At 39.9% G+C, this 20,899-nt stretch carries 18 protein-coding genes; all 18 read right to left on the bottom strand.

Translation table 11 applies throughout. From position 1 onward, the window contains the following. Window positions 1-6: 6 nt before the first annotated feature. The 18 genes from EUBC25_RS05800 to rpoC all read right to left on the bottom strand — a co-directional run bounded on the left by EUBC25_RS05800 (window position 7) and on the right by rpoC (window position 20,894). A complete protein-coding gene (locus EUBC25_RS05800; RefSeq protein ID WP_230107223.1) occupies window positions 7-1,071 on the bottom strand; it encodes a polysaccharide pyruvyl transferase family protein in 1,065 nt (354 codons plus the stop codon). Next, window positions 1,071-2,603 carry an MATE family efflux transporter gene (locus tag EUBC25_RS05805; protein WP_230107224.1) on the bottom strand — a complete coding sequence of 511 codons (1,533 nt, stop codon included), beginning with the start codon at window positions 2,601-2,603 and terminating at the stop codon, window positions 1,071-1,073. Before EUBC25_RS05805 ends, EUBC25_RS05800 begins: the two co-directional genes overlap by 1 nt. A 3-nt stretch (window positions 2,604-2,606) precedes the next feature. Then, complete coding sequence (wzy, locus tag EUBC25_RS05810; protein WP_230107225.1) at window positions 2,607-3,992, bottom strand: O-antigen polysaccharide polymerase Wzy; 1,386 nt, start codon at window positions 3,990-3,992, stop codon at window positions 2,607-2,609. After that, window positions 3,967-5,055 carry a glycosyltransferase gene (locus EUBC25_RS05815; protein ID WP_230107226.1) on the bottom strand — a complete coding sequence of 363 codons (1,089 nt, stop codon included), beginning with the start codon at window positions 5,053-5,055 and terminating at the stop codon, window positions 3,967-3,969. Before EUBC25_RS05815 ends, wzy begins: the two co-directional genes overlap by 26 nt. A 3-nt stretch (window positions 5,056-5,058) precedes the next feature. Further along, complete coding sequence (locus tag EUBC25_RS05820; RefSeq protein ID WP_230107227.1) at window positions 5,059-6,144, bottom strand: glycosyltransferase family protein; 1,086 nt, start codon at window positions 6,142-6,144, stop codon at window positions 5,059-5,061. A 33-nt stretch (window positions 6,145-6,177) separates the two neighbouring features. Next, window positions 6,178-6,774: a DapH/DapD/GlmU-related protein gene (locus tag EUBC25_RS05825; protein WP_230107228.1), complete on the bottom strand. Its 597-nt coding sequence runs from the start codon at window positions 6,772-6,774 to the stop codon at window positions 6,178-6,180. Further along, a complete protein-coding gene (locus EUBC25_RS05830; protein WP_230107229.1) occupies window positions 6,771-7,535 on the bottom strand; it encodes a glycosyltransferase family 2 protein in 765 nt (254 codons plus the stop codon). Before EUBC25_RS05830 ends, EUBC25_RS05825 begins: the two co-directional genes overlap by 4 nt. A gap of 25 nt (window positions 7,536-7,560) precedes the next feature. Next, the gene (locus EUBC25_RS05835) at window positions 7,561-8,232 is read right to left on the bottom strand and encodes a sugar transferase (RefSeq protein WP_331471526.1); all 672 of its coding nucleotides are present in this window, start codon (window positions 8,230-8,232) and stop codon (window positions 7,561-7,563) included. Next, on the bottom strand, window positions 8,233-8,715 hold the full coding sequence (locus EUBC25_RS05840) for a PglD-related sugar-binding protein (protein WP_230107230.1): 483 nt from the start codon (window positions 8,713-8,715) through the stop codon (window positions 8,233-8,235). It abuts the gene before it with no gap. A 102-nt stretch (window positions 8,716-8,817) separates the two neighbouring features. Next, window positions 8,818-9,327 carry an antiterminator LoaP gene (loaP, locus tag EUBC25_RS05845; protein ID WP_230107231.1) on the bottom strand — a complete coding sequence of 170 codons (510 nt, stop codon included), beginning with the start codon at window positions 9,325-9,327 and terminating at the stop codon, window positions 8,818-8,820. 370 nt (window positions 9,328-9,697) lie between these two features. Next, a complete protein-coding gene (locus tag EUBC25_RS05850) occupies window positions 9,698-11,590 on the bottom strand; it encodes a polysaccharide biosynthesis protein (RefSeq protein WP_230107232.1) in 1,893 nt (630 codons plus the stop codon). 332 nt (window positions 11,591-11,922) lie between these two features. Then, window positions 11,923-13,398: an LCP family protein gene (locus tag EUBC25_RS05855; protein WP_230107233.1), complete on the bottom strand. Its 1,476-nt coding sequence runs from the start codon at window positions 13,396-13,398 to the stop codon at window positions 11,923-11,925. A 15-nt stretch (window positions 13,399-13,413) separates the two neighbouring features. After that, a complete protein-coding gene (locus EUBC25_RS05860) occupies window positions 13,414-14,139 on the bottom strand; it encodes an immunoglobulin-like domain-containing protein (protein WP_230107234.1) in 726 nt (241 codons plus the stop codon). A gap of 11 nt (window positions 14,140-14,150) precedes the next feature. Then, complete coding sequence (locus EUBC25_RS05865; protein ID WP_230107235.1) at window positions 14,151-14,837, bottom strand: polysaccharide biosynthesis tyrosine autokinase; 687 nt, start codon at window positions 14,835-14,837, stop codon at window positions 14,151-14,153. A gap of 12 nt (window positions 14,838-14,849) precedes the next feature. Beyond that, window positions 14,850-15,623, bottom strand: a complete 774-nt coding sequence (locus EUBC25_RS05870) for a YveK family protein (RefSeq protein WP_230107236.1) — start codon at window positions 15,621-15,623, stop codon at window positions 14,850-14,852. Continuing rightward, a complete protein-coding gene (locus tag EUBC25_RS05875; RefSeq protein WP_230107237.1) occupies window positions 15,610-16,347 on the bottom strand; it encodes a CpsB/CapC family capsule biosynthesis tyrosine phosphatase in 738 nt (245 codons plus the stop codon). Before EUBC25_RS05875 ends, EUBC25_RS05870 begins: the two co-directional genes overlap by 14 nt. A 161-nt stretch (window positions 16,348-16,508) precedes the next feature. Then, window positions 16,509-17,072, bottom strand: coding sequence for an HD domain-containing protein (locus EUBC25_RS05880; protein ID WP_230107238.1), 564 nt, complete (start codon window positions 17,070-17,072; stop codon window positions 16,509-16,511). 180 nt (window positions 17,073-17,252) lie between these two features. After that, window positions 17,253-20,894, bottom strand: coding sequence for a DNA-directed RNA polymerase subunit beta' (gene rpoC, locus EUBC25_RS05885; RefSeq protein ID WP_230107239.1), 3,642 nt, complete (start codon window positions 20,892-20,894; stop codon window positions 17,253-17,255). Between the last annotated feature and the right edge of the window lie 5 nt (window positions 20,895-20,899).

A 20,899-nucleotide genomic window follows, 5' to 3' on the forward strand; every position in this document is an offset into this window, starting at 1 on the left:
CTCCTATCACATATTTCTTATAAATGTATCCAATATATTAAAATTCTCTGTTGCCTTCATATAAATGTCTTCTGAAAGTTTAATAGGTATATCAGCATATTTTTTAATCATCTCACATATCTGCCCATCTTCAAGATCAGACAATGGAATACAGCGTTCCGAATATCCTATCTGTTTATAATATCTCTGTGTTTTATTTGGATGAATAGGCACTGATATGACCGACTTGCCTAACGTTGCTCCAAAAATACCGACATGTAATTTTGGCGTAATAATCAGATCCATCTCCTTTAAAAATTCTATAAATTCCAGCGGATTATTATAGGTGTACATTTTCTTATTATTTCCTGTAAAATCTGATGATACTTTTTGCAAATGCTCCTCATCTACCTTAGAATCATTTGCAAAATATACTTCTACAGATTCACTATTTTTAAACATACTATCAACCCGATGGATAACCTTTTCTGTATATTCCCTAATCTCTACTGTGGGACAATGTAAAAGAACCCTCTTTTTTTCATGAGACAGCTTAAAATGTTGCTGTTCACAACATAAAGAACATTGAAAGTTCCTTATTGCCTGTGCCGAATCAGATGTTATGATAATTTTATTTTTACACCCATTTCTTTTTAAAAACTGATAAGATTCTCTATCTCTTACGCTTATCACGTTTGCATTATTGCAGATAGAAACAATCATCTTCCTAATCAAAGTATTTCGTATGGGTCCCGCACCGACTCCAATAACAGCTATCGGAATTTTTTTTTGTTTTGCACATATCCCAAAACGGATATAATTCATAAATCTAAAATAAGAATTTTTATAATTTTCATTAGGAGAATCTCCAAAATATCCTCCAGATATGAAAATCAATCCATCTACTTCTTTCCATTTACAGTTTACAATCTCACTATTTTCTTGACAGCTCTTAAAGTAATCTGATATACGTGTGAAATATATTTTTATATCCGGATATCGTTGCTTTATATACCGGAAAAACATTATTCCAAACATTGTATCACCAAAATTTGATCCGTGTGTAGCACCACAAAGAACGATTTTTTTCATTATTTTTTCACTTTCTTCTTTATTATAGTTATAAAAATAGTTTTCAAATATTTATATTCCTCTAGTTTAAGAGAAGCAAAAATAAATGTTATACAGGTAATGATTACTGACATACTTCCATAAACTAAAAGTGCTGCAATCCCGGAAAGCGGAATTACAGCCATTGCCCCTTTCGAAAGGAGCACACAAAGAATTGTAATTACTATATAAAAACCCATCTTCATATAAAACTGAAATAAGCTATGCTTCTGGAATGAATTTTTAAAAATAACATATGGATCCATCCATACAAACGTCAACATATCTGCCAAGATATTTGCTGCTACAATACCATAAATCCCCATACTGCGGACAAACAGTAATGAAAAAATAATATTCAGGAAAATCCCAATAAGTGGTCTATATTTTGCCTGCTGGAACAATCCCATGGAAGTTCTGAACATTTCCAGTGCTTTTTTTAATCCATACAAATATAAATCTATCGCCAATAATAATACAAATTTTTCTGACAATAAGAAATCTTCTCCCAACCACAATTTCACAAATTCGTTACATACACAAATTGTTCCTACGGAAAAAATTGCATAGCAAAACGCTGATAGATAATTGATCACTTTAAAAATCAAAAATTCATGATCTTCACTGCTATTAACATGCAAATTTCCTAGACTAGAAGTTATTGATTGAAATCCGATATTGATAATATTTTTTATAGATGTCATAATCAACCTGTAATTAGAATATAGCCCAACAACTACAATACCGATAAATTTGGATAGGATCATATTTCCTGTCGCATTAACTATTACAGCATTAATTTTATATATAAATATTGCAAAACAGTTTTTATAAGTTTCTCTACATTCTCTTTTAGATAATTTTTTATTTTCTCTCTTTTTCAGATATGGATATAATTGATCTGTTTTTATAGAGATAACAATATTTTTCAATAAATTAAATATTACAACTGTTGCTATATACCAAATATAATTATTAAAAAGGATTAGAATACCTATTTGAAAAATATTAGTTACGATTGTAAATATATATCCTATTTGAGATATTATATATTCTTTTTGGTCTGCCTTAAGAAGACCGCTCTTATAGGCTGCCAGCATATAAGTAGAAGCTGTCTGCAACAAATAAAAGCCAAAAACTAAATAAATATTAACAAAGCTGACATCATCTTTTATAACAACAGGCAAAAAAGGCATTAATATAATGCCCCCTGCCATTATTATAATGCTTATAATTCTATAAGCCGTCTTATAAAACTTCATTAATATTCGTATTTTTTCTTCATCCCGTACCGCCAGTGGCTGATACAGATTATAAATAATCGCTGTTCCAATTCCCAACTCTGTAAGGGACAACATAGAAATAATACTGGAAATCAACCCGTTAATTCCGGCATATTCTATACCCAATGTTTTAATTAAAACAGTTCTTGTAACAAAGCTTAACACTAATGTTAAAATCTGACCTGAAACGTTAAAAAATACGTTTTTAAAAGAGTTGCTTATTCTAGACATATTTTATCTTTCTTTCTTTTTTAGCAGATATAAAATTAACATCGGAAATATTAACACAACAAATGTCGGTCTAACGATTTCATAGAATGATGACCTTATTAGGTTCATAAAAACATACATCATCGAAAAATAATTAGCCTGAACATATATCTCATCATTTTTATGTACTAAAATTATCCTCATCGCTATATATCCAAAAATGATTACTAAAAAAATCGACCACCATCCGAAATTAGCATAAAAATCCCCTATCAGTGTTGCTCCCACTGGCCGTCCTTCTAACGCATTAATTGTATTAGAAATTGAAACTTTTTTGAAAAAATCTCCCGCCATAAAACCGATTGGAAGGATAGACGGAATTGCTCCATAAAACCCCAAGCCATTCTGAAATCCTATTACAGATGGGATGTTCTTAATAACTCCTGCTACAGAGTAGAATGATATTCCAAATTCCGTTAAAGTTTCCAAAATAATATTAGAATTACTTGTATTTTCAATCATTCCTCTGAAAAAATCCATTACTCCCGTAAGATTGCCATCTCTCACTTTTCTTAATTGAAAAATAACATTTAACCCAAAAAAAGCAGCCAATACTAAGAAAACTGATTTAGCGGATAATATTTTTTCAGAATATGTTTTCAAATAGCAGAGTGATACAACAATACACCCAATAATTTGATATCGCCTATCGCCAGTTAATATCATTTCAATTATGAAGTATATAATTACCGCAATAAAAATCACTCGGGCAGTCCTTTTCTCAACACATTTACTTACTAAAATGTACACCACAGCAGGTACAAAGAGAATTGCAAAGTCCTCTACCAATCCTGATGTCACCTGTATATTAGTATATGATCCTGTTGCCTGAACGGATCTTATCGCAAATAAATCAGTAATAACCCTGCATGGCAGTCCTACTACCATTAATAAAAGTCCACATTTATATATTTTGTTTGAATTTTTCTCTATTTTTATTTTGAAATAATTATATTGCTTTTTATGCCCCAAATTAAAGCCTATAAAAATTGCCTGATGAAAAACCAAAACAAAAAGTGCAGTTTTCAGCAACAGTTCATTAGAATAAAAAATAGACCATGATGATAATATATTGTCATAGTCTAAAACATTTACATATATTCTTCCAAACATAAATAAATTTGATAAAATCATATACCATATCCTAAAGTCATAAAAAGAAACTTTCATAGTCTTTAGATATAATAACTGATAACCTAATAAACTCAAAGATATTACTGTAATAAACCGACTCCATGTTTCAGAATCATAAGTCTTTTCCCACTGTATCCAAGCAAAAATTGATAGTAGTAATAAGATAAGATAATTTAACAATGTAAGTGGTTTAACCGATAATGTCCTTGAAGACATTCAACCACATCCTTTTTATTTTATTATTTGAAAAAATCCTCCTAACCTCCTGCCCTTTTGCAGATAGTTCTTTCTGTAAATCGGGATTTTCAATTATGCTATTTATGGCTTTTGCCATTCTATCCACATCATCTACCGGTACCAACAATCCCCGCTCTCCTGAATTTGTCAATAACCTTGGTCCGCCAGGAATACAATCACATGCTATACATGGCACCCCTACACCCATAGCTTCCATTAGGACATTTGGTATTCCTTCATTTCTAGATGGAAGAACAAATACTGAGGCATCTTTAATTTTTTCTGCCACATTATTAACTAGCCCCGGAAAAAGAACACAATCTTTGATTTCCAATTGTGAAGCTAACTTCTTATAATCTTTCAACAACGGCCCATCTCCATAAATGATTAGTTGATAAGATTGGTGCTCTTTATGTACTTCGGCAAAAGCTTTAATCAGCGTATCTATCCCTTTTCTCCTGTCAAATTTAGCTGCTGCCGAAACAATTACTTCTCTTCTCTTTCCGTTAAAACACTCTATCCCGCTCTCCCTATACGGATTGGGAATCACATATGACTTACGGTGACTTGTGAGATTATACATTTTTTCTACATCTTCCAATTGAAAAATTATTGCATCACTTTTTCTATATAACCACTTACTAAAGTGATACCACACTTTTCCATAAGAAGTAGGTGCATTTCTTTCTGATACGACAATCTTGATTTTCATTCCAATCATGGCAACTCTAGCAAGGAAAAAAGTATCCAACCCAAATACACAAATGGCATCTGGCTTTTCTCTCAAAAGATATTTATGTATTTCTTTAATTGTTTTAACCTTCTGTATAAGTTTTTTAACTATATTTGAATAAAATGTGTAGTTTAGTTTATTAACTACTATTTTTTCATCAATCTTTAATTCGGTCTTATAGTTTGCTAGAGCTAAAAGCCTAACACTCTGATATTCAGCTAAGCAGGTTTCTGCTACATAAACAAGCATTTTTTGAGCTCCACCAAATCCTAAATTATGAACAATAAATACAAGTTTTTTATTCTTCATCTCTTATGTCCCCACTTTCCTGTCCATAAGCCGATATATTTGCTTCTGCCCCTCTTCTATTTCTTCTAAAAAAAGGTTACATTTTTTATTTATTTCCTTCTGATCTAATGAAAAGTACCAGTCATATAATTTATCTCCATAATTTATGAATTCCTCATTCTCAACCGCAAACCCTATTCCGCATATTTGAGACATCTTTTCCATTTCCGTTTTTTTATAAACTAAAATAGGGATATGTAAAAATACTGCGTAATAAAATTTGATAGAAACTGCTGTAGTAAGATGCCTACTGTCTGTTCCGTAAAGATTATACAATATATCTGCTTCTGCTAAATATTTTGCCGTCTCACCTGGATGAAATCTTCCGTAGCAAGTTACATTATTCACCTGATTGCTTTTTGCATATTCCTCTACTTGCTCTGAACCACTCCCTGCAAATATCATTTCAAATCTATTATCATTTTTTAATGCATCTATCAACTTATACACATTATCAAGCCACGCGATTTGACCAATATACAAAATTCGAATTGGTTTCCCCACTTCTCTTAAAGCCTGATGAGGATTTGTCTTTGACAAAATACCTTTGTTGAAACTGTACATCATATAGCAATTATCAGAAGGTAAATACTCCAAATATGCCCTTGAAGAAACTGTTGTAAAAAAGGCAGACTTAATCGCACTGGTTAATCTCATTTTGACTGGAAACAAATTAAAATACTGATAATCTCTGATATTAATACAATATTTATCTTTGAACATGGATGCTAAAATATCCGAAAAAATAAACGCTGTTAATTCATTCCAAACAATAATAAAGTCATAATGATTATTCTTAAAGATATCTAATGCAAAATCCCTAATCTTCCAAAATGAAATCAACTTTCTAAATTTATTCCAGCTGCTTTTTGTTTTAGGAACAAATCCATATATATTTTCTGCCCCAAATGGATCTTCTTGTCCGTACTTATTAACACAAATAATATCAAATGGTATATCACACCTCTTTAAATAATCAGTATATACTGAAACCACTGTCATACGTGTAAAATCAACTGTACTAAGAATACACACCTTTTTCTTGCTCATATTTTTATCCTTTACCTTTTAATTTTAGATTTTTTACCTTATCCATGCACTCTTTTCATAATCATACTTTTTTATAATTCTGGCTGGTATTCCTGCTGCAATACAATTATCTGGAATCTGTTTTGTTACGACACTATTAGCCCCTATAATACATCCATTCCCTATTTTTACACCAGGCATTATTGATACATTTTCTCCAATCCATACATTATCTCCAATAGCAACTGGAGCATAACATATTGGCCTTCTATTAGGCTCTTCCTCTGGCCTGGACGGGTTTAATCCCTTATACATACCATGATTGCTATCTGTGATAAAAACGCGGCTTGCCAGTAATACATTATTTCCTATTGTTACAGAGTCATTAGCTACTATATGTGCATAATCACCTATTATACAATTATATCCTATTATTAATTTTTTCTTATCTATATTGCCATTTATTTCTATACGACAGCTGTAACCTGTAGTAAATCCTTTACCAAAATCTATAGCCTTTTTTCCTCGTATACGAACAGGAAGCCTGATTAATCTCGCCTTTTTCCAAAATATTTTTGTATATACCAAAGAGAAAAAATTAGAAACCATTTCCCCTAATCCATAATTAGCCTTTCTAGATTCCTCTTTCATTTTGAACTAAATCTCCATTTCATAAAATATTTGACCCATGATTGTAACGCTATTTTCCTGATCTTTTTATCTTTAACATTATCTCGATGCCACCCATGAGTTACATATACGTTAGGGTTATAGATAACCTTTCCGTGTTTCATCATTTCTCTTGTCAAATCAGCATCCTCAAAGTGTAGGAAATATCTTTCATCAAATCCCCCTACCTTTTTAAGAGTTTCTGTTCTACATACCATAAAGCAGCCTGTAGAATATTGAATTTCTACAGGCTGTGTTATAAGTTTATTTCTAAGAGTATACTGGCTTCTCCATTTATGGCATAATTTAGATTTATGTTCAAAACTACCACTTATTATATATTTAAATTTAGGAAATATCTTAGGTAGATACTGTTCTGTTCCATCCTTATTTAACACTTTAGGAGTAAGAAGAACCACCTCTTTATGCTGTTCCATATATCCAAGCATTTTTTCAATCTGATTTTCTTCTACTGTAATGTCTGGATTTATAAAAATATGGTAGTCTGATTCTATTTTTCGAATTGCTACATTATGACCTGCTCCAAATCCTAAATTTGTATCCGACTTTATTAACTCTATCTCAGAATAATTCTTTTCTATAAGCTCTTTGGTATTATCTGTTGAAGCATTATCTACTATTATAATTTTAAAATTGTCAATTTTTATTTTACTCAAAGATTGTAAAACAGATATAATTTCATCTGCATTATTATATGTTACAATACTAGCTGTGACTCTCATTTAAATAACCTCTTATAATTCCTACTTACTTTTTCAGTTTTCTCTTTTCTATTTCTCCAGTTCCACCTTCTACAACTCCTTCTCTTCTAATCACACTCATAATAGTCATAAAGAAACACTTCACATCCATCCCAAATCCCATTTTTTTTACATATTCTCCATCAAGCCTAGCTTTATAGGAAATCTCTAATTCATCTCTTCCATTAATCTGTGCCCACCCTGTTAAACCCGGCTTCACATCATTTGCTTGATATTTATCACGTTCTGCTACTAAATCATCCTGATTCCATAATGCTGGTCTAGGCCCTATAATGCTCATATCACCTTTTAATATATTCCACATCTGTGGTAATTCATCAATACTGGTCTTACGAATATAGCTTCCAATTTTTAATATATACTGTTCTGGGTTTTCCAACATATGAGTCGGCGTATCATGAGGGGTATCCATTTTCATACTACGAAATTTATATAAAAGAAAATATTTTTTATCTTTTCCTACTCTTTTTTGCTTAAAAAGTGCAGGACCAGGATCCTCTATCTTAATTAAAATTGCTACAATTCCCATTGGAATCGCTAGTAGAATTAAGCCCATTCCGGAAAGAACTATATCTATGATTCTTTTAAAAATCCTTATATACATACTTCTTTTCTCCTTAAAGTCTTTAACATAACCATGTTGCAACGCGTCGCTCATTTATTCACTCCATACCACATTACATTCTACTTTTGTCTTATCTGGTATCTTTGTTCTTTCACCTATAGAACTGCTATATTTTAACTGACAGTAATTCCCAACCTTTGCGTCATGTCCAACAACCGCATTGCTCATTACAATAGTTGCTCGTCCTATTGTTACATTACTGCAAACTATAGCTCCTGCTTCAACAATGCTCCCCGCTCCAATAACAGCTGACGGCATCACTAACGCTTTCGGATGAATTAAAGTTGCAAGCTTACGATCTCCTATTAAAACACTTAATCGCTCTCTCACATCCGGATTACCAATTGCCACAAACGCAGCACTATAATCCAACTTTTCTATATCCTCAATCTTTCCAACGGCATTTTCGCTGGAATCATCCAAAAAATTTATTTCATCAAATATCCCCATCGCCTCTGCAGTCTCTTTTGCAACTGTTCCATATTGTCCGGCACCGAGTATTAACAATCGTTCCATATTAACTCCTAATAGTAACTTTTCTCCCCACAAAAAAAGAACGTGCCCTCTGCCGCAGCCTTCACTGCGCCAAAGTCACACATCCTCTGTATGCTTCCTCCCTCATTCCCTCTTCTTTACAATCTCCACTCCCACCTGTGTCTCTACCTTCCGTCCAAACATCTCGATTTCCAGATAAGCCCGACGTTTGTGACGATCGATCTTTTTAATGAGAGCTTCGTTGCCTTTGAGAGGGCCGCTTGTGATGGTAACTCTGTCATTTTCAATGATTCCCTTGGACATCTCCACGATCTGATCCTCTTTGCCGAACCTCTGTAAAAATTCAATCTCCGGCAAAGTCAGCGGAACGACCTCCTGCCCTGTCCCAAGCAGTTTTGTAAGTCCTGTTACTTTTTTCAGTTCCAGGAAAAGTCTGTCTTTATCCCCGCTAACAAGGAATACATAGCCGGGAAACAGCACTTTCTTTTCCTTGTGCCACTCACCATGATATTTCTTCATCTGCTCACAGTAGGGAATAAAACTTTTTTCAAGGACAGCCGGGTCAACGATCCGGCTGCACTGTGTGCTGATTTCTTCTTCGTTCCCGGTTTTCACCTGGATCACATACCACATTGCTTTCCTTCCTGCTTTGCCTGTGGAGAATAAAGAGTTCCTATTGCGGAACTCTCGCGCTGGGCGCGGCCGCCTTAGCGGCAAATTTCCGCTTCGCGCGGGTGCGCACCCCGCGGAGCGTTTTATTTCATAAGGGAACGAAGTTTCCTATGAAATAAAAAAAGGTATGCTTCGCCATTTTGACCATCGCATAAACCTCTGCCTGATTGTTCTTTTGTGCAGATGCAGCTTTTGCTGCCCGCACATCAAGCGGAAGGTTATGCCATGCCCAAAATGCAAAACATACCTTTATCACCCTTCACGGTCCCAAACGCGGCAAAGCGACGATTTGGAACTTTAAAGTTTTGTCATAATCTCAAATTATTATGTATCAATTGCTGAAATTTGTCAATTCCTTCTTCTTATACTGGTAAGTCGGCACGATCTCTGAAACGATCTCTTTGATCTTATCGGATTCCATCCTGCTGGCCTCATCTAAAAGCTTCAGTTTTTCTCTGAAATCCTCGTCATCCATCTCAATAGGCTTTCCAATGAAAATCAGTTCGTTTTCTGTTTCTGTCATGCCTTCTTCATCCATAAGGAGCTCTTCATAGAGCTTCTCGCCCGGACGAAGTCCGGTGTATTCTATCTTGATATCCTCATCCGGAACATAGCCGGAGAGGCGGATCAGGTTTCTTGCCATATCGTCAATCTTGACCGGCTCACCCATATCCAGAACGAAAATCTCTCCTCCGTGGGCATAATACGCTGCCTGAAGTACCAGAGACACGGCTTCCGGAATCGTCATAAAATAACGGATAATCCGTTTATCTGTTACGGTTACCGGTCCGCCTTCGGCGATCTGTTTCTTAAACAGCGGGATCACGCTTCCGTTGCTGCCAAGTACATTTCCGAAACGGACGGCTACAAAGTCAGTGTCGGACTGGCGGTTCATCATCTGTACCACCATTTCACAGAGACGCTTGGATGCTCCCATGATGTTTGTCGGATTTACCGCTTTATCTGTGGAGATCAGTACAAACTTTTTCACGCCGTATTTGGCAGCTGCCTGTGCTACTTTATATGTACCTTCCACATTATTCTTGATCGCCTCGTTAGGGCTGTCTTCCATCAGCGGCACATGTTTGTGGGCTGCAGCATGGAAAATAACTGCCGGTCTGTATTTCTCTATCACGGAGTTGACACGCCTTGTGTTTCTTACAGATCCGATCAGAGTCTCCAGGTGAAGCTCCGGATATTTTCTCCTCAGTTCCTGCTGGATATCATAAGCGTTATTTTCGTAAATGTCGAAAATGATAAGTGTCCTTGGCTCTGCTTTCGCGATCTGACGACAAAGCTCGCTTCCAATGGATCCTCCTCCTCCTGTTACCATGACTACCTGGTTCTTCAGGACGTGGAGGATTTCATCATTATTGACCTTTACCTGCGCACGTCCCAGAAGGTCTGTAATTTCCACATCGCGCAGTTTTGTGACACTGACTTCTTCATTCAGAAGCTGGTACACACCCGGAATGGTCTGCATTTTACATCCTGTATCTTTGCAGAGATTCAGGATTGCTTTCCGGTTTGCCCCGGTCGTTGCCGGAATCGCATAAATGATACGTGTAATTTTGTATTCTTTTACTTTATCTACAATATCATATCGGTTTCCTACAATGGGTACGCCTTCCAGAACCCTTCCTTTTTTGTTGGGGTTATCATCGATAATACAGCACACCTTGGTATTCAGATGATTGCTGGTCATCATTTCCTTGATTAGGGTCTGTCCTGCCTGACCTCCCCCGATCACCATTACACGGTCTGCCGGCTCTCCTTCATTCTGACGTTCTCTGTTAAAGTAAGAGCGAAGCAGCCGGTAGGCAAATCTGGAACCTGCTGTCAGCATGATACTGATCATATATCCCATAAAATAGTAGGACTTCGGCATATGCAGCTTCATAAACAGCATTCCGGCGATATACAGTACAAGAAGTACCATATAGGCCTGTACCATGGCTTTAAATTCTGCCATTCCTGCAAACCGCCAGATACTGTGATACAGACGAAAGCCGTAAAATACTACAATTGTTATAATGACCCAGTAGGGCATGGACCACACATATCCGTCAAGATATTCCCTGGGAATCGCCGAAAAAATAAAGTCAAATCGCAGAAACAAAGCTGCCAAATAGGCTGCCAAAACAGACAGCGCATCAATAAAGGCCAGCGCAATTGCCCTTTTCACCCATACATGATCCAGTTTTCGTTTCTTTTGTTCTCCCATTTTCTTTTCCCTCTGATTTTATGCTTTGAGCGAAGAAAGAGTCTCAAAAAATCATGTTGGTCACTTATGGCCGCCTTTCTTTTCTGAGACACTTCTTTTAACCGGCTTTTCAGTCAGCTTCAAATATATTCCTTTTCAGAAATAAAACAATTCCCGCTATTCCTGCTATTACAGCCGCTATTACCGCCATTGTCGGATCTACTGTCGCCAGCATTTTTTCTCATCCCCTTTGTTTTTCTCTGGAATCTATTCTACCAAGATATTTCCAAAAAACAACTTGTTCGTCACAATCAGCCATTATACGGTTCTTTTTGACACTCTTTAGGTGTACTTTATTGTCCGCTTAATACCTGATTCATCTTTTCTTTAATAGAAGAAACAACTGCATCATCCGGCCACATTACATATAATGGCTGGCTTCCTGATGAATAACATGCCTGAGTGTCTCCGGTTCCTGTTGCCGCTACGGATTCAATGGTCCAGCTTGCGCCGTCGGAAAGCTGCATATTAATAAATTTCGCCATATCCTGCTGCGTCATATTTGTCTCTACACTGTCGCTGACACTTGCAATGATCTGATTTGCATTTGTCAGAATTGCCGGTGACATGGCTTTCTGCAGGATTCCGGTAAGAACCGCCTCCTGGTTCTTTCCTCTCTGATTATCGCCGGCCTGGAAGCTGTAACGTTCTCTTGAGAATGCAAGCGCCTGCTCTCCGTTCAGCGTATTGATTCCTTTGTGGAACTGATATCCACCGGCCTCAAAATCATATTCTGAATTGACATCCACGCCGCCCAGCGCATCTACGATCGTGATCAGTGAAGTAAAGTTTACTCTCGCATAATAAGTAAGGTCAATACCATAGACATTTTCCAGTGTTGCCATAGATACATCTACGCCGTAAATTCCCGCATGGGTCAATTTATCTCGCTGTTCGCCGGAAACATTTGGAATAGTCACATAATAATCACGGGGTGTTGTAGTCAGTAAAATCTTCTTTGTGTTGGGATTTACTGTCATAATGATATTCACATCGCTTCGGCTGTTGGTCGTAATCGGACCGGATACGTCAATACCGCTGATATACACATTGAACGGCTCTTCGATATTTGTCTCTTCCTGCTCGATCGGTGTATCAATGCCGTACTGATAGAGAACCCTCACCTGATCTGCATAATCCTCTATGGTTTCTTCAATAATTCCCGCAAAGGCCTCATTATAAACAGCAGCTTCGATTTTCCCATCCAGAAGTCCCTGTGCCTCGTCCTGAACGGTGTCAAACTCTACAACCTTCAGTTCTCTTCCCACTGCTGACTGAATGTCTTCCTTCATTTTCTCATTATTATCCTGGTCAGCTGCAGTCTGGAATCCAAACCGGTAATCCTGAGCATCCAGAAGATTTTCTGCCGGATCGTCCTTTTTCACTACGACGATCATATTATCCGTCTTGTATGTGGCTCCTCCTACATCTTTCAAAAGCTGATTTGCCTTAGAAAGATATACCACTCCAAAAGCCAGACCAATACTGATCAAAATACTTAAGACAATTCCTAAAATAAATATTTTATTTTTGACATACTGAAGTCCGAAGGTCAGCCCAAACAATATGAGGAGTACTACGATCAGCACTATCATATATTTCATGGGGACCATGCCGCTGTTCCACGCTACTACGATCAATGCTGCAGACAAAAGCAGCTGCAGGAGCGCCAGAAGTTTCCCTGCCAGATGTTTCGGACGCTTTTCCGTAGAATGTGAATGTCTGTGATGACTTCCCTGTGACCGGGAATGTCTGCTGTGCTTTTCCATAACTACTTTTCTCCTTTACTGTACAACTAATGTAAATGCTACAGGCGCTGAAACATTTCCGTCACTGTCTTTCACAGAAAAGCTTAACGCATAGCTTCCCGGAACAGAGGTATCATATGCTCCATCCACCATTACCTGTCTGGATAACACATCAACATTATCTTTATCATCTACCATTCCCTGCACAACACTCATAGGATCAAATGTTGTGCCTGCTGTGATGGTTGCAGAATCACTTGTCAGAGCAATTGCAGGATTCGCTCCATCCGGAGTGAGTTCTGTCTGCTGCTCTTCTGCCTGCTCCTGTGCGGCAGCTTCCTGCTGCGCCGCCTCCTCTTCTGCCTTTTTAGCTTCTTCCTCCGCCTGCTGTTCTTCTTCCTCTGCTTCCTGTGCAGCATCATCTGCGCTGCTTTCACCGGAATGATATGTAATTTTTCTTCCTTTTGTCGCTACATTTTGTTCCTTGTCTGTAACGCCGTAATAAACGACAGCGGTGTCTTCTCCTGTAACAATAATACGATCCACAAACACCTGATCTGTCAGATCTCCGTCTATATTGTCCGTGGCGGTCACGCCTTCCATCAGACCCTCATAGGAATCTCCCTCTGTATAGGTGATATCTCGCTTTTCTATGCTGATCTCGGGCGGTGTATGATCCTTGCTGATATAGATAAAAACAGATACCGCACCAAGAATCACACAGGCTGCCGCCATCATCATCCATATGACACGCTGCTTCATTTCTTTATCCTCTATTTCTTTCCGTAATCTCCGTAATACTGTCCATAGTATTTTCCGTAATATTTGTTCTGCTTCATATTTACTTTATTCAGCACAACTCCAAGAATCGGGCATCCCGCTTTTTCCAGCTGCTCCTTTACTGTCCTTGCAAATTTATAACTGATCGTATGTGCTGAGATGACCAGAACAGACGCATCGCACACCCTTGCAATGATGGCGCTGTCGATAACGCTTCCAAGGGGAGGCGCATCAATAATAATGTAGTCATATACTTTTCTGGCGCTTGAGATCAAAGCCTCAAATCTTTTCTGTCCGAGAAGTTCTGCCGGATTGGGCGGAACAACTCCTGCAAACATGACAACAAGTCCCGGCTCCTGGGTTTTGTACATCACCTCTTCCACCTCTGCCTGTCCGGACAGGAAATGGCTTAACCCTTTCACCTCTTCTGTCACTCTGTGACGTCCTACCAGAACAGATTTTCTAAGGTCAGCGTCAATAAAGAGGACTTTCTTGCCGCTTTCCGCCAGTGACATGGCAAGCCCCAGGGAAACGGTGCTCTTTCCTTCATTGGGGGTACAGCTTGTCAGAACGATAACCTTATTGTCCGCACCGGAAAACTCTATATTGGTCCGAAGTGTTTTGTATGCTTCATTGCTTCGGTAGTCTTTCGCTATATTTTTTAATGTAATCTCCTGCATCGTCTATCCCTCCTATCTCCTCATTTGTTTTTCCAGTTTTTTAGAAGATAATCCCTTTACTTTCTTGGATTTCTTCACACCCTCCTGGATCGGGATAGAAGTCAGAGTATTTAATCCCAGATAGTATTCCACATCGTCTGGTGTTTTAATCGTATCGTCCAGGACAAAGATCAATATGATAATTCCGGCTGCGATCAGAATGCCCAAAAGTCCGCCAATAGCAATATTCTTCATTGTACTCGGTGAAGACGGGTCTGTCGGGAGGTTTGCTTCCTCTATTGTATTTACGGCGTCCGCTTCCATGATCTCAGTGATCTGGATACTGACAGACTCTCTTAAAGCATCGGCGATCTCTTTTGCCATCTTGGGATCTTCATTTTCTACGCCGATCGTCAGAATACGGCTCTCTGCTGCATTTTCTGTTGTAATGGAATTTTTCAGCTCTTCTGTGGTCATGTCCAGATTAAGGACAGCGATCACCTGTTCCAGCACCGGACGGCTGCTTACCAGTTCCATATAGTCCTGCGTCAGCTGTGTACTGGTCTGCAGATCATTATAGGTGACGCTGGCGTTTCCTTCTGTTCTGGAAAGGACATACATGCTGGTTGTGGAAGTATACATCGGTGTCATAAAGAGTTTGGTCCCCACAAAGGCAACCAGCGCCATCAGGATCCCCGCAAGGATGATCAGATGGATCTTATTCCACAAAGCCAGAAACAATTCCGTAAGATCAATGGTTATTTCTTCATTTTCAAAATCGCGGTTTGTTGTTTTATCTTGACTCATTCTTCTTCTTTTTCTTCAGCATGTCAGCCGCATTGCTGAAAAATATCCTCCTCATATATTCTTCTCCGTATTTTTTCCGTACATACTCTGCTGCTTTTTTCATACGAGGCGCACGATGCCTCGGACTATGCGCATCTGTCCCTACACAGAACACCATCTCATCTGCTAAGAGTTCCTTGACAAATTTCTTCACTTTTCGCCCGCCATCTCCGGCAATGCTTCCTGCATTTACCTGAATCAGCACGCCCATGTCAGCAAGATGATCTGCAAGAGTGATATCTTCCCTGATACAGTTATATCTTTCAATATGCGCCAGAATTACAGTGAACCCCTTCATTTGTATCTGCTGAATCCCCTGCTGGATATATTCAAATGTATCCATGGGAGAAAATTCCACCAGCACGGTTCCGCTTCCGTTCATTGTCAAAATCTTCCGTTCCTTCAGCTTTGCAGGAACATCCTGTCCAAAGTAAATTTCAGTCCCCAGAAAAATCTTCATTTTCTCATCGATCTTCCGGGCTTCCAGTCTGACCTTTTTAATCTGCTCCCGCAGTATCTCCGGCGCTTCCTTTCCTCTTTTCGGGTGATGGTGCGGTGTTGCAATGATATAGCGTATCCCTTCGTCATGTGCGATCTGCAGCATGCGTATGGTATCTTCCATACTCTGGGCACCGTCATCCACACCTGGAAGTATATGGCAATGCATATCAATAAACCTGTCCATTTCTGCCCTCTCCTGCTTTGTTCTAAGATATCCGTTTTTGCCCAATCATTATACTCCAGTTTTCTGCCATAATCAATTAATAATCATATCATAAAGGTGTTAATTTTTGTATATTCCTGCATGAATAGCAGGATTTTTGTAAAAAAATGGCGAATTTCCTTCTATAAACCGATCTGATCTGCAATAGCCCCCATCTCTTCCAGCGCAACATCGATCAGATCATCTAATGAAAGGCCTGTAAATTCGATCATTTCCATATAATCCCGGTTTGCCCCTTTTGCAAAACGAAGCTCATTAAAACGCTTCATAACAGATTTATGCTTTACACTGGCAATTTTTTTATCCGGATAGATCTGGGCAACAGCTTTGACAAATCCGCTCATGGGATCCGCTGCCAGCAAAGCATACTGGATATTCGTCTTGGCTTTCATTCCGCATTTTGGATTGTGAGCCTTGATCGCGTCAAAAAGAACCGGGTCGTCAATTCCTTCTTTTTTCAGAATTTCTACAGATGTAGGACCGTGAACACTCATGTCATGCTGCCAGTCACACTGTTCTTCATCAAGGTCATGCAGAAGGCCTGCGATTCCCCAGTATTCTACCTGATCCGGCGCCAGCCTTTTAGCCAGTCCTCTCATGATGGCTTCTACTGCATACGAATGAGTAATATAATTCTCCCCCTTCATATATTTCAGTAAAATTTCATGTGCCTGTTCTCGGTTCATTTCTAATTCCTCCTGTCTTTCTTCTATATCCTGTTTATTTTACCATATTTCACGGAATATGGACACTGTTTCTTTTTTCCTGTTAGACTTTTTCTATTATTTCTTACTGTCTTTTCAACGCACAATATGCTTTTTAAAAGGACAGCGCCCATATGAGCGCTGTCCTTTTCATTTCGTCTCTTATTCCAGAATCAGATCTTCTGAGGTTTCTGCCGTCATTTCCGCATCTTCTGCAAAAATGTCGTCCTCCTCCGGAAATTCTTCCTTTTCTAATTCTGTATCCAGTTTTACATCGCGGTATTTTCTCATTCCTGTACCTGCCGGAATGTGTTTACCGATAATAACATTTTCCTTCAGACCTACCAGCGGATCGATCTTTCCTTTGATAGCTGCTTCTGTCAGTACCTTTGTCGTCTCCTGGAAGGATGCTGCGGACAGGAAGGAATTGGTTGCCAGAGATGCTTTTGTGATACCAAGCATGATCTGTTCGCCTGTTGCAGGTTCTTTTCCTTCTGCTTCCAGCTCAATGTTCTTATCTTCAAATTCCAGTGCGTCAACCATCGTTCCCGGAAGGAAATCGGAATCTCCGCTCTCTTCCACACGAACTTTCTTCAGCATCTGGCGGACAATGACCTCGATGTGCTTATCATTGATCTCAACACCCTGGAGACGGTATACTCTCTGCACTTCCTGGATCATGTAATCCTGTACGGCGCGAAGTCCTTTGATCTTCAGGATATCATGCGGATTTACGCTACCTTCTGTCAGCTCATCGCCGGCTTCAAGCTCTGCTCCGTCCTGAATCTTGATTCTGGAGCCGTAAGGAATGAGATAAGCCTTGGACTCGCCAGTCTCTTCATTTGTAACGATGATCTCGCGTTTTTTCTTTGTATCGTTGATGACAGCCTTGCCGCCGAACTCTGTGATGATTGCAAGACCCTTCGGCTTTCTGGCCTCAAAGAGCTCTTCGACACGGGGAAGACCCTGTGTGATGTCATCGCCGGCAACACCACCGGTATGGAACGTACGCATGGTAAGCTGTGTACCCGGTTCACCGATAGACTGTGCGGCAATGATTCCAACCGCTTCACCAACCTGTACCGGTTCACCTGTAGCCATGTTTGCGCCATAGCATTTTGCACATACGCCCATATGGGATTTACATGTAAGGATTGTACGGATCTTAATCTTCTTAAGAGGTTCTCCGTTCTCATCCACACCTTTTTTCATGATCAGCTCCGCTCTCTTCGGCGTTACCATATGGTTTGCCTTTACGAGCACATTGCCGTCTTTATCTTTAATGCTTTCGCACAGGTAGCGTCCTGTAATACGCTCCTGCAGGCTTTCGATCTCTTCATTTCCGTCCATGAATGCTTTTACATACATTCCCGGGATCTCTCCGCCTTCCGGACGGCAGTCTACTTCATGAATGATCAGTTCCTGTGAAACGTCAACCAGACGTCTTGTCAGGTAACCTGAGTCGGCTGTACGAAGGGCGGTATCGGACAGACCTTTACGCGCTCCGTGAGCAGACATGAAATATTCCAGTACGTCAAGACCTTCACGGAAGTTGGACTTGATAGGCAGCTCGATGGTACGTCCTGTTGTATCTGCCATCAGACCACGCATACCTGCAAGCTGTTTGATCTGCTTGTCGGAACCACGGGCTCCTGAATCAGCCATCATAAAGATGTTATTGTATTTATCCAGACCAGAAAGAAGCGCCTCTGTCAGAGCATCGTCTGTTGCTTTCCATGTCTCAACAACTTCTTTGTAACGTTCTTCTTCCGTGATCAGACCACGTTTGTAGTTCTTGGTAATCCTGTCTACCGTTTCCTGTGCCTCTTCGATCATCTGCGGCTTCTGCGGAGGTACTGTCATATCGGAAATAGATACAGTCATAGCTGCTCTTGTAGAATATTTGTATCCGATCGCCTTTACATTGTCCAGAACTTCCGCTGTCGCGGTTGCTCCATGGGTATTAATTACTTTCTCCAGGATCTGTTTGAGCTGTTTCTTTCCTACATGGAAATCAATCTCCGGAAGCAGCTCGTTTCCTTCAATCTCACGATCTACGAACCCAAGATCCTGCGGAATAATCTCATTGAAGAGGAATCTTCCCAGGGTGGATTCCACTGTTCCCGATTTCACCGTTCCGTCCGGCATTGTCTTTGTCACGCGGACTTTGATCTTGGAATGAAGGGTGATGGCCTCGTTTTCATAGGCAAGGATCGCCTCATTTACACTCTTGAATACCTTCCCTTCTCCCAGTGCTCCCGGTCTTTCCTGTGTCAGATAGTAGATACCAAGCACCATATCCTGTGAAGGAACTGCCACCGGTCCACCGTCTGAAGGCTTCAGAAGGTTGTTTGGTGAAAGCAGAAGGAAACGGCACTCTGCCTGCGCTTCCACAGAAAGGGGAAGATGGACAGCCATCTGGTCTCCGTCGAAGTCAGCATTGTAGGCAGTACATACAAGCGGATGCAGCTTGATCGCTTTACCTTCAACAAGGATCGGCTCAAACGCCTGGATACCAAGCCTGTGCAGGGTAGGGGCACGGTTCAGCATAACCGGGTGCTCTTTGATGACATCTTCCAGCACATCCCAAACCTCTGGCTGCAGCCTTTCTACCATTTTCTTTGCATTTTTGATATTGTGCGCTGTTCCGTTCTGAACCAGCTCTTTCATAACAAAAGGCTTGAACAGCTCAATTGCCATTTCTTTGGGCAGACCGCACTGATAAATCTTCAGTTCCGGTCCTACAACGATAACGGAACGTCCGGAATAGTCTACACGTTTTCCCAGAAGGTTCTGGCGGAAACGTCCGGATTTTCCTTTCAGCATATCGGAAAGAGATTTCAGGGCGCGGTTTCCAGGTCCGGTTACCGGACGGCCTCTTCTTCCATTGTCAATGAGGGCGTCTACCGCCTCCTGCAGCATTCTCTTTTCGTTTCTTACGATAATGTCCGGTGCTCCCAGCTCAAGCAGGCGTTTCAGACGGTTATTTCTGTTGATGATTCTTCTGTAGAGATCATTGAGGTCGCTGGTTGCAAAACGTCCGCCGTCCAGCTGTACCATCGGACGAAGATCCGGCGGAATGACCGGAATTGCAGTCATGATCATCCACTCCGGTTTATTTCCGGATTCACGGAATGCTTCCACAACTTCCAGACGTTTCACGATCCTTGCACGTTTCTGTCCGGTAGCGCCTTCAAGTCCTGCCTGAAGTTCCTCATATTCCTTATCCAGGTCGATCGCTTCCAGAAGTTCTTTGATGGATTCAGCGCCCATTCCCACACGGAATGCGCTTCCCCATTTTTCTCTTGCTTCCTGGTACTCCTGCTCGGAGAGAACCTGTTTATACATCAGGTCTGTCTCTCCTTTGTCCAGTACAATATAAGAAGCAAAGTACAGAACCTTCTCCAGTGTTCGCGGAGAAAGATCCAGGATCAGTCCCATACGGCTGGGGATTCCCTTAAAATACCAGATATGGGATACCGGAGCCGCCAGCGCGATGTGTCCCATACGCTCGCGGCGCACGCTTGCTTTGGTGACCTCTACGCCGCATCGGTCGCAGACTACACCTTTGTAACGGATTTTTTTGTATTTACCGCAGTGGCATTCCCAGTCCTTGCTTGGTCCGAAAATTCTCTCGCAGAATAATCCGTCCTTCTCCGGTTTCAGCGTTCTATAGTTAATGGTCTCCGGTTTTGTAACCTCTCCCCTGGACCATTCCAGCACTTTTTCAGGTGATGCCAACCCTATTCTGATCGCATCAAAAGTCATCGGCTGATAATTTTTATCATTATTTGTTTCCGGCATACTGG

The organism is Claveliimonas bilis, assembly GCF_020892095.1.
GTDB lineage: Bacteria > Bacillota > Clostridia > Lachnospirales > Lachnospiraceae > Claveliimonas > Claveliimonas bilis.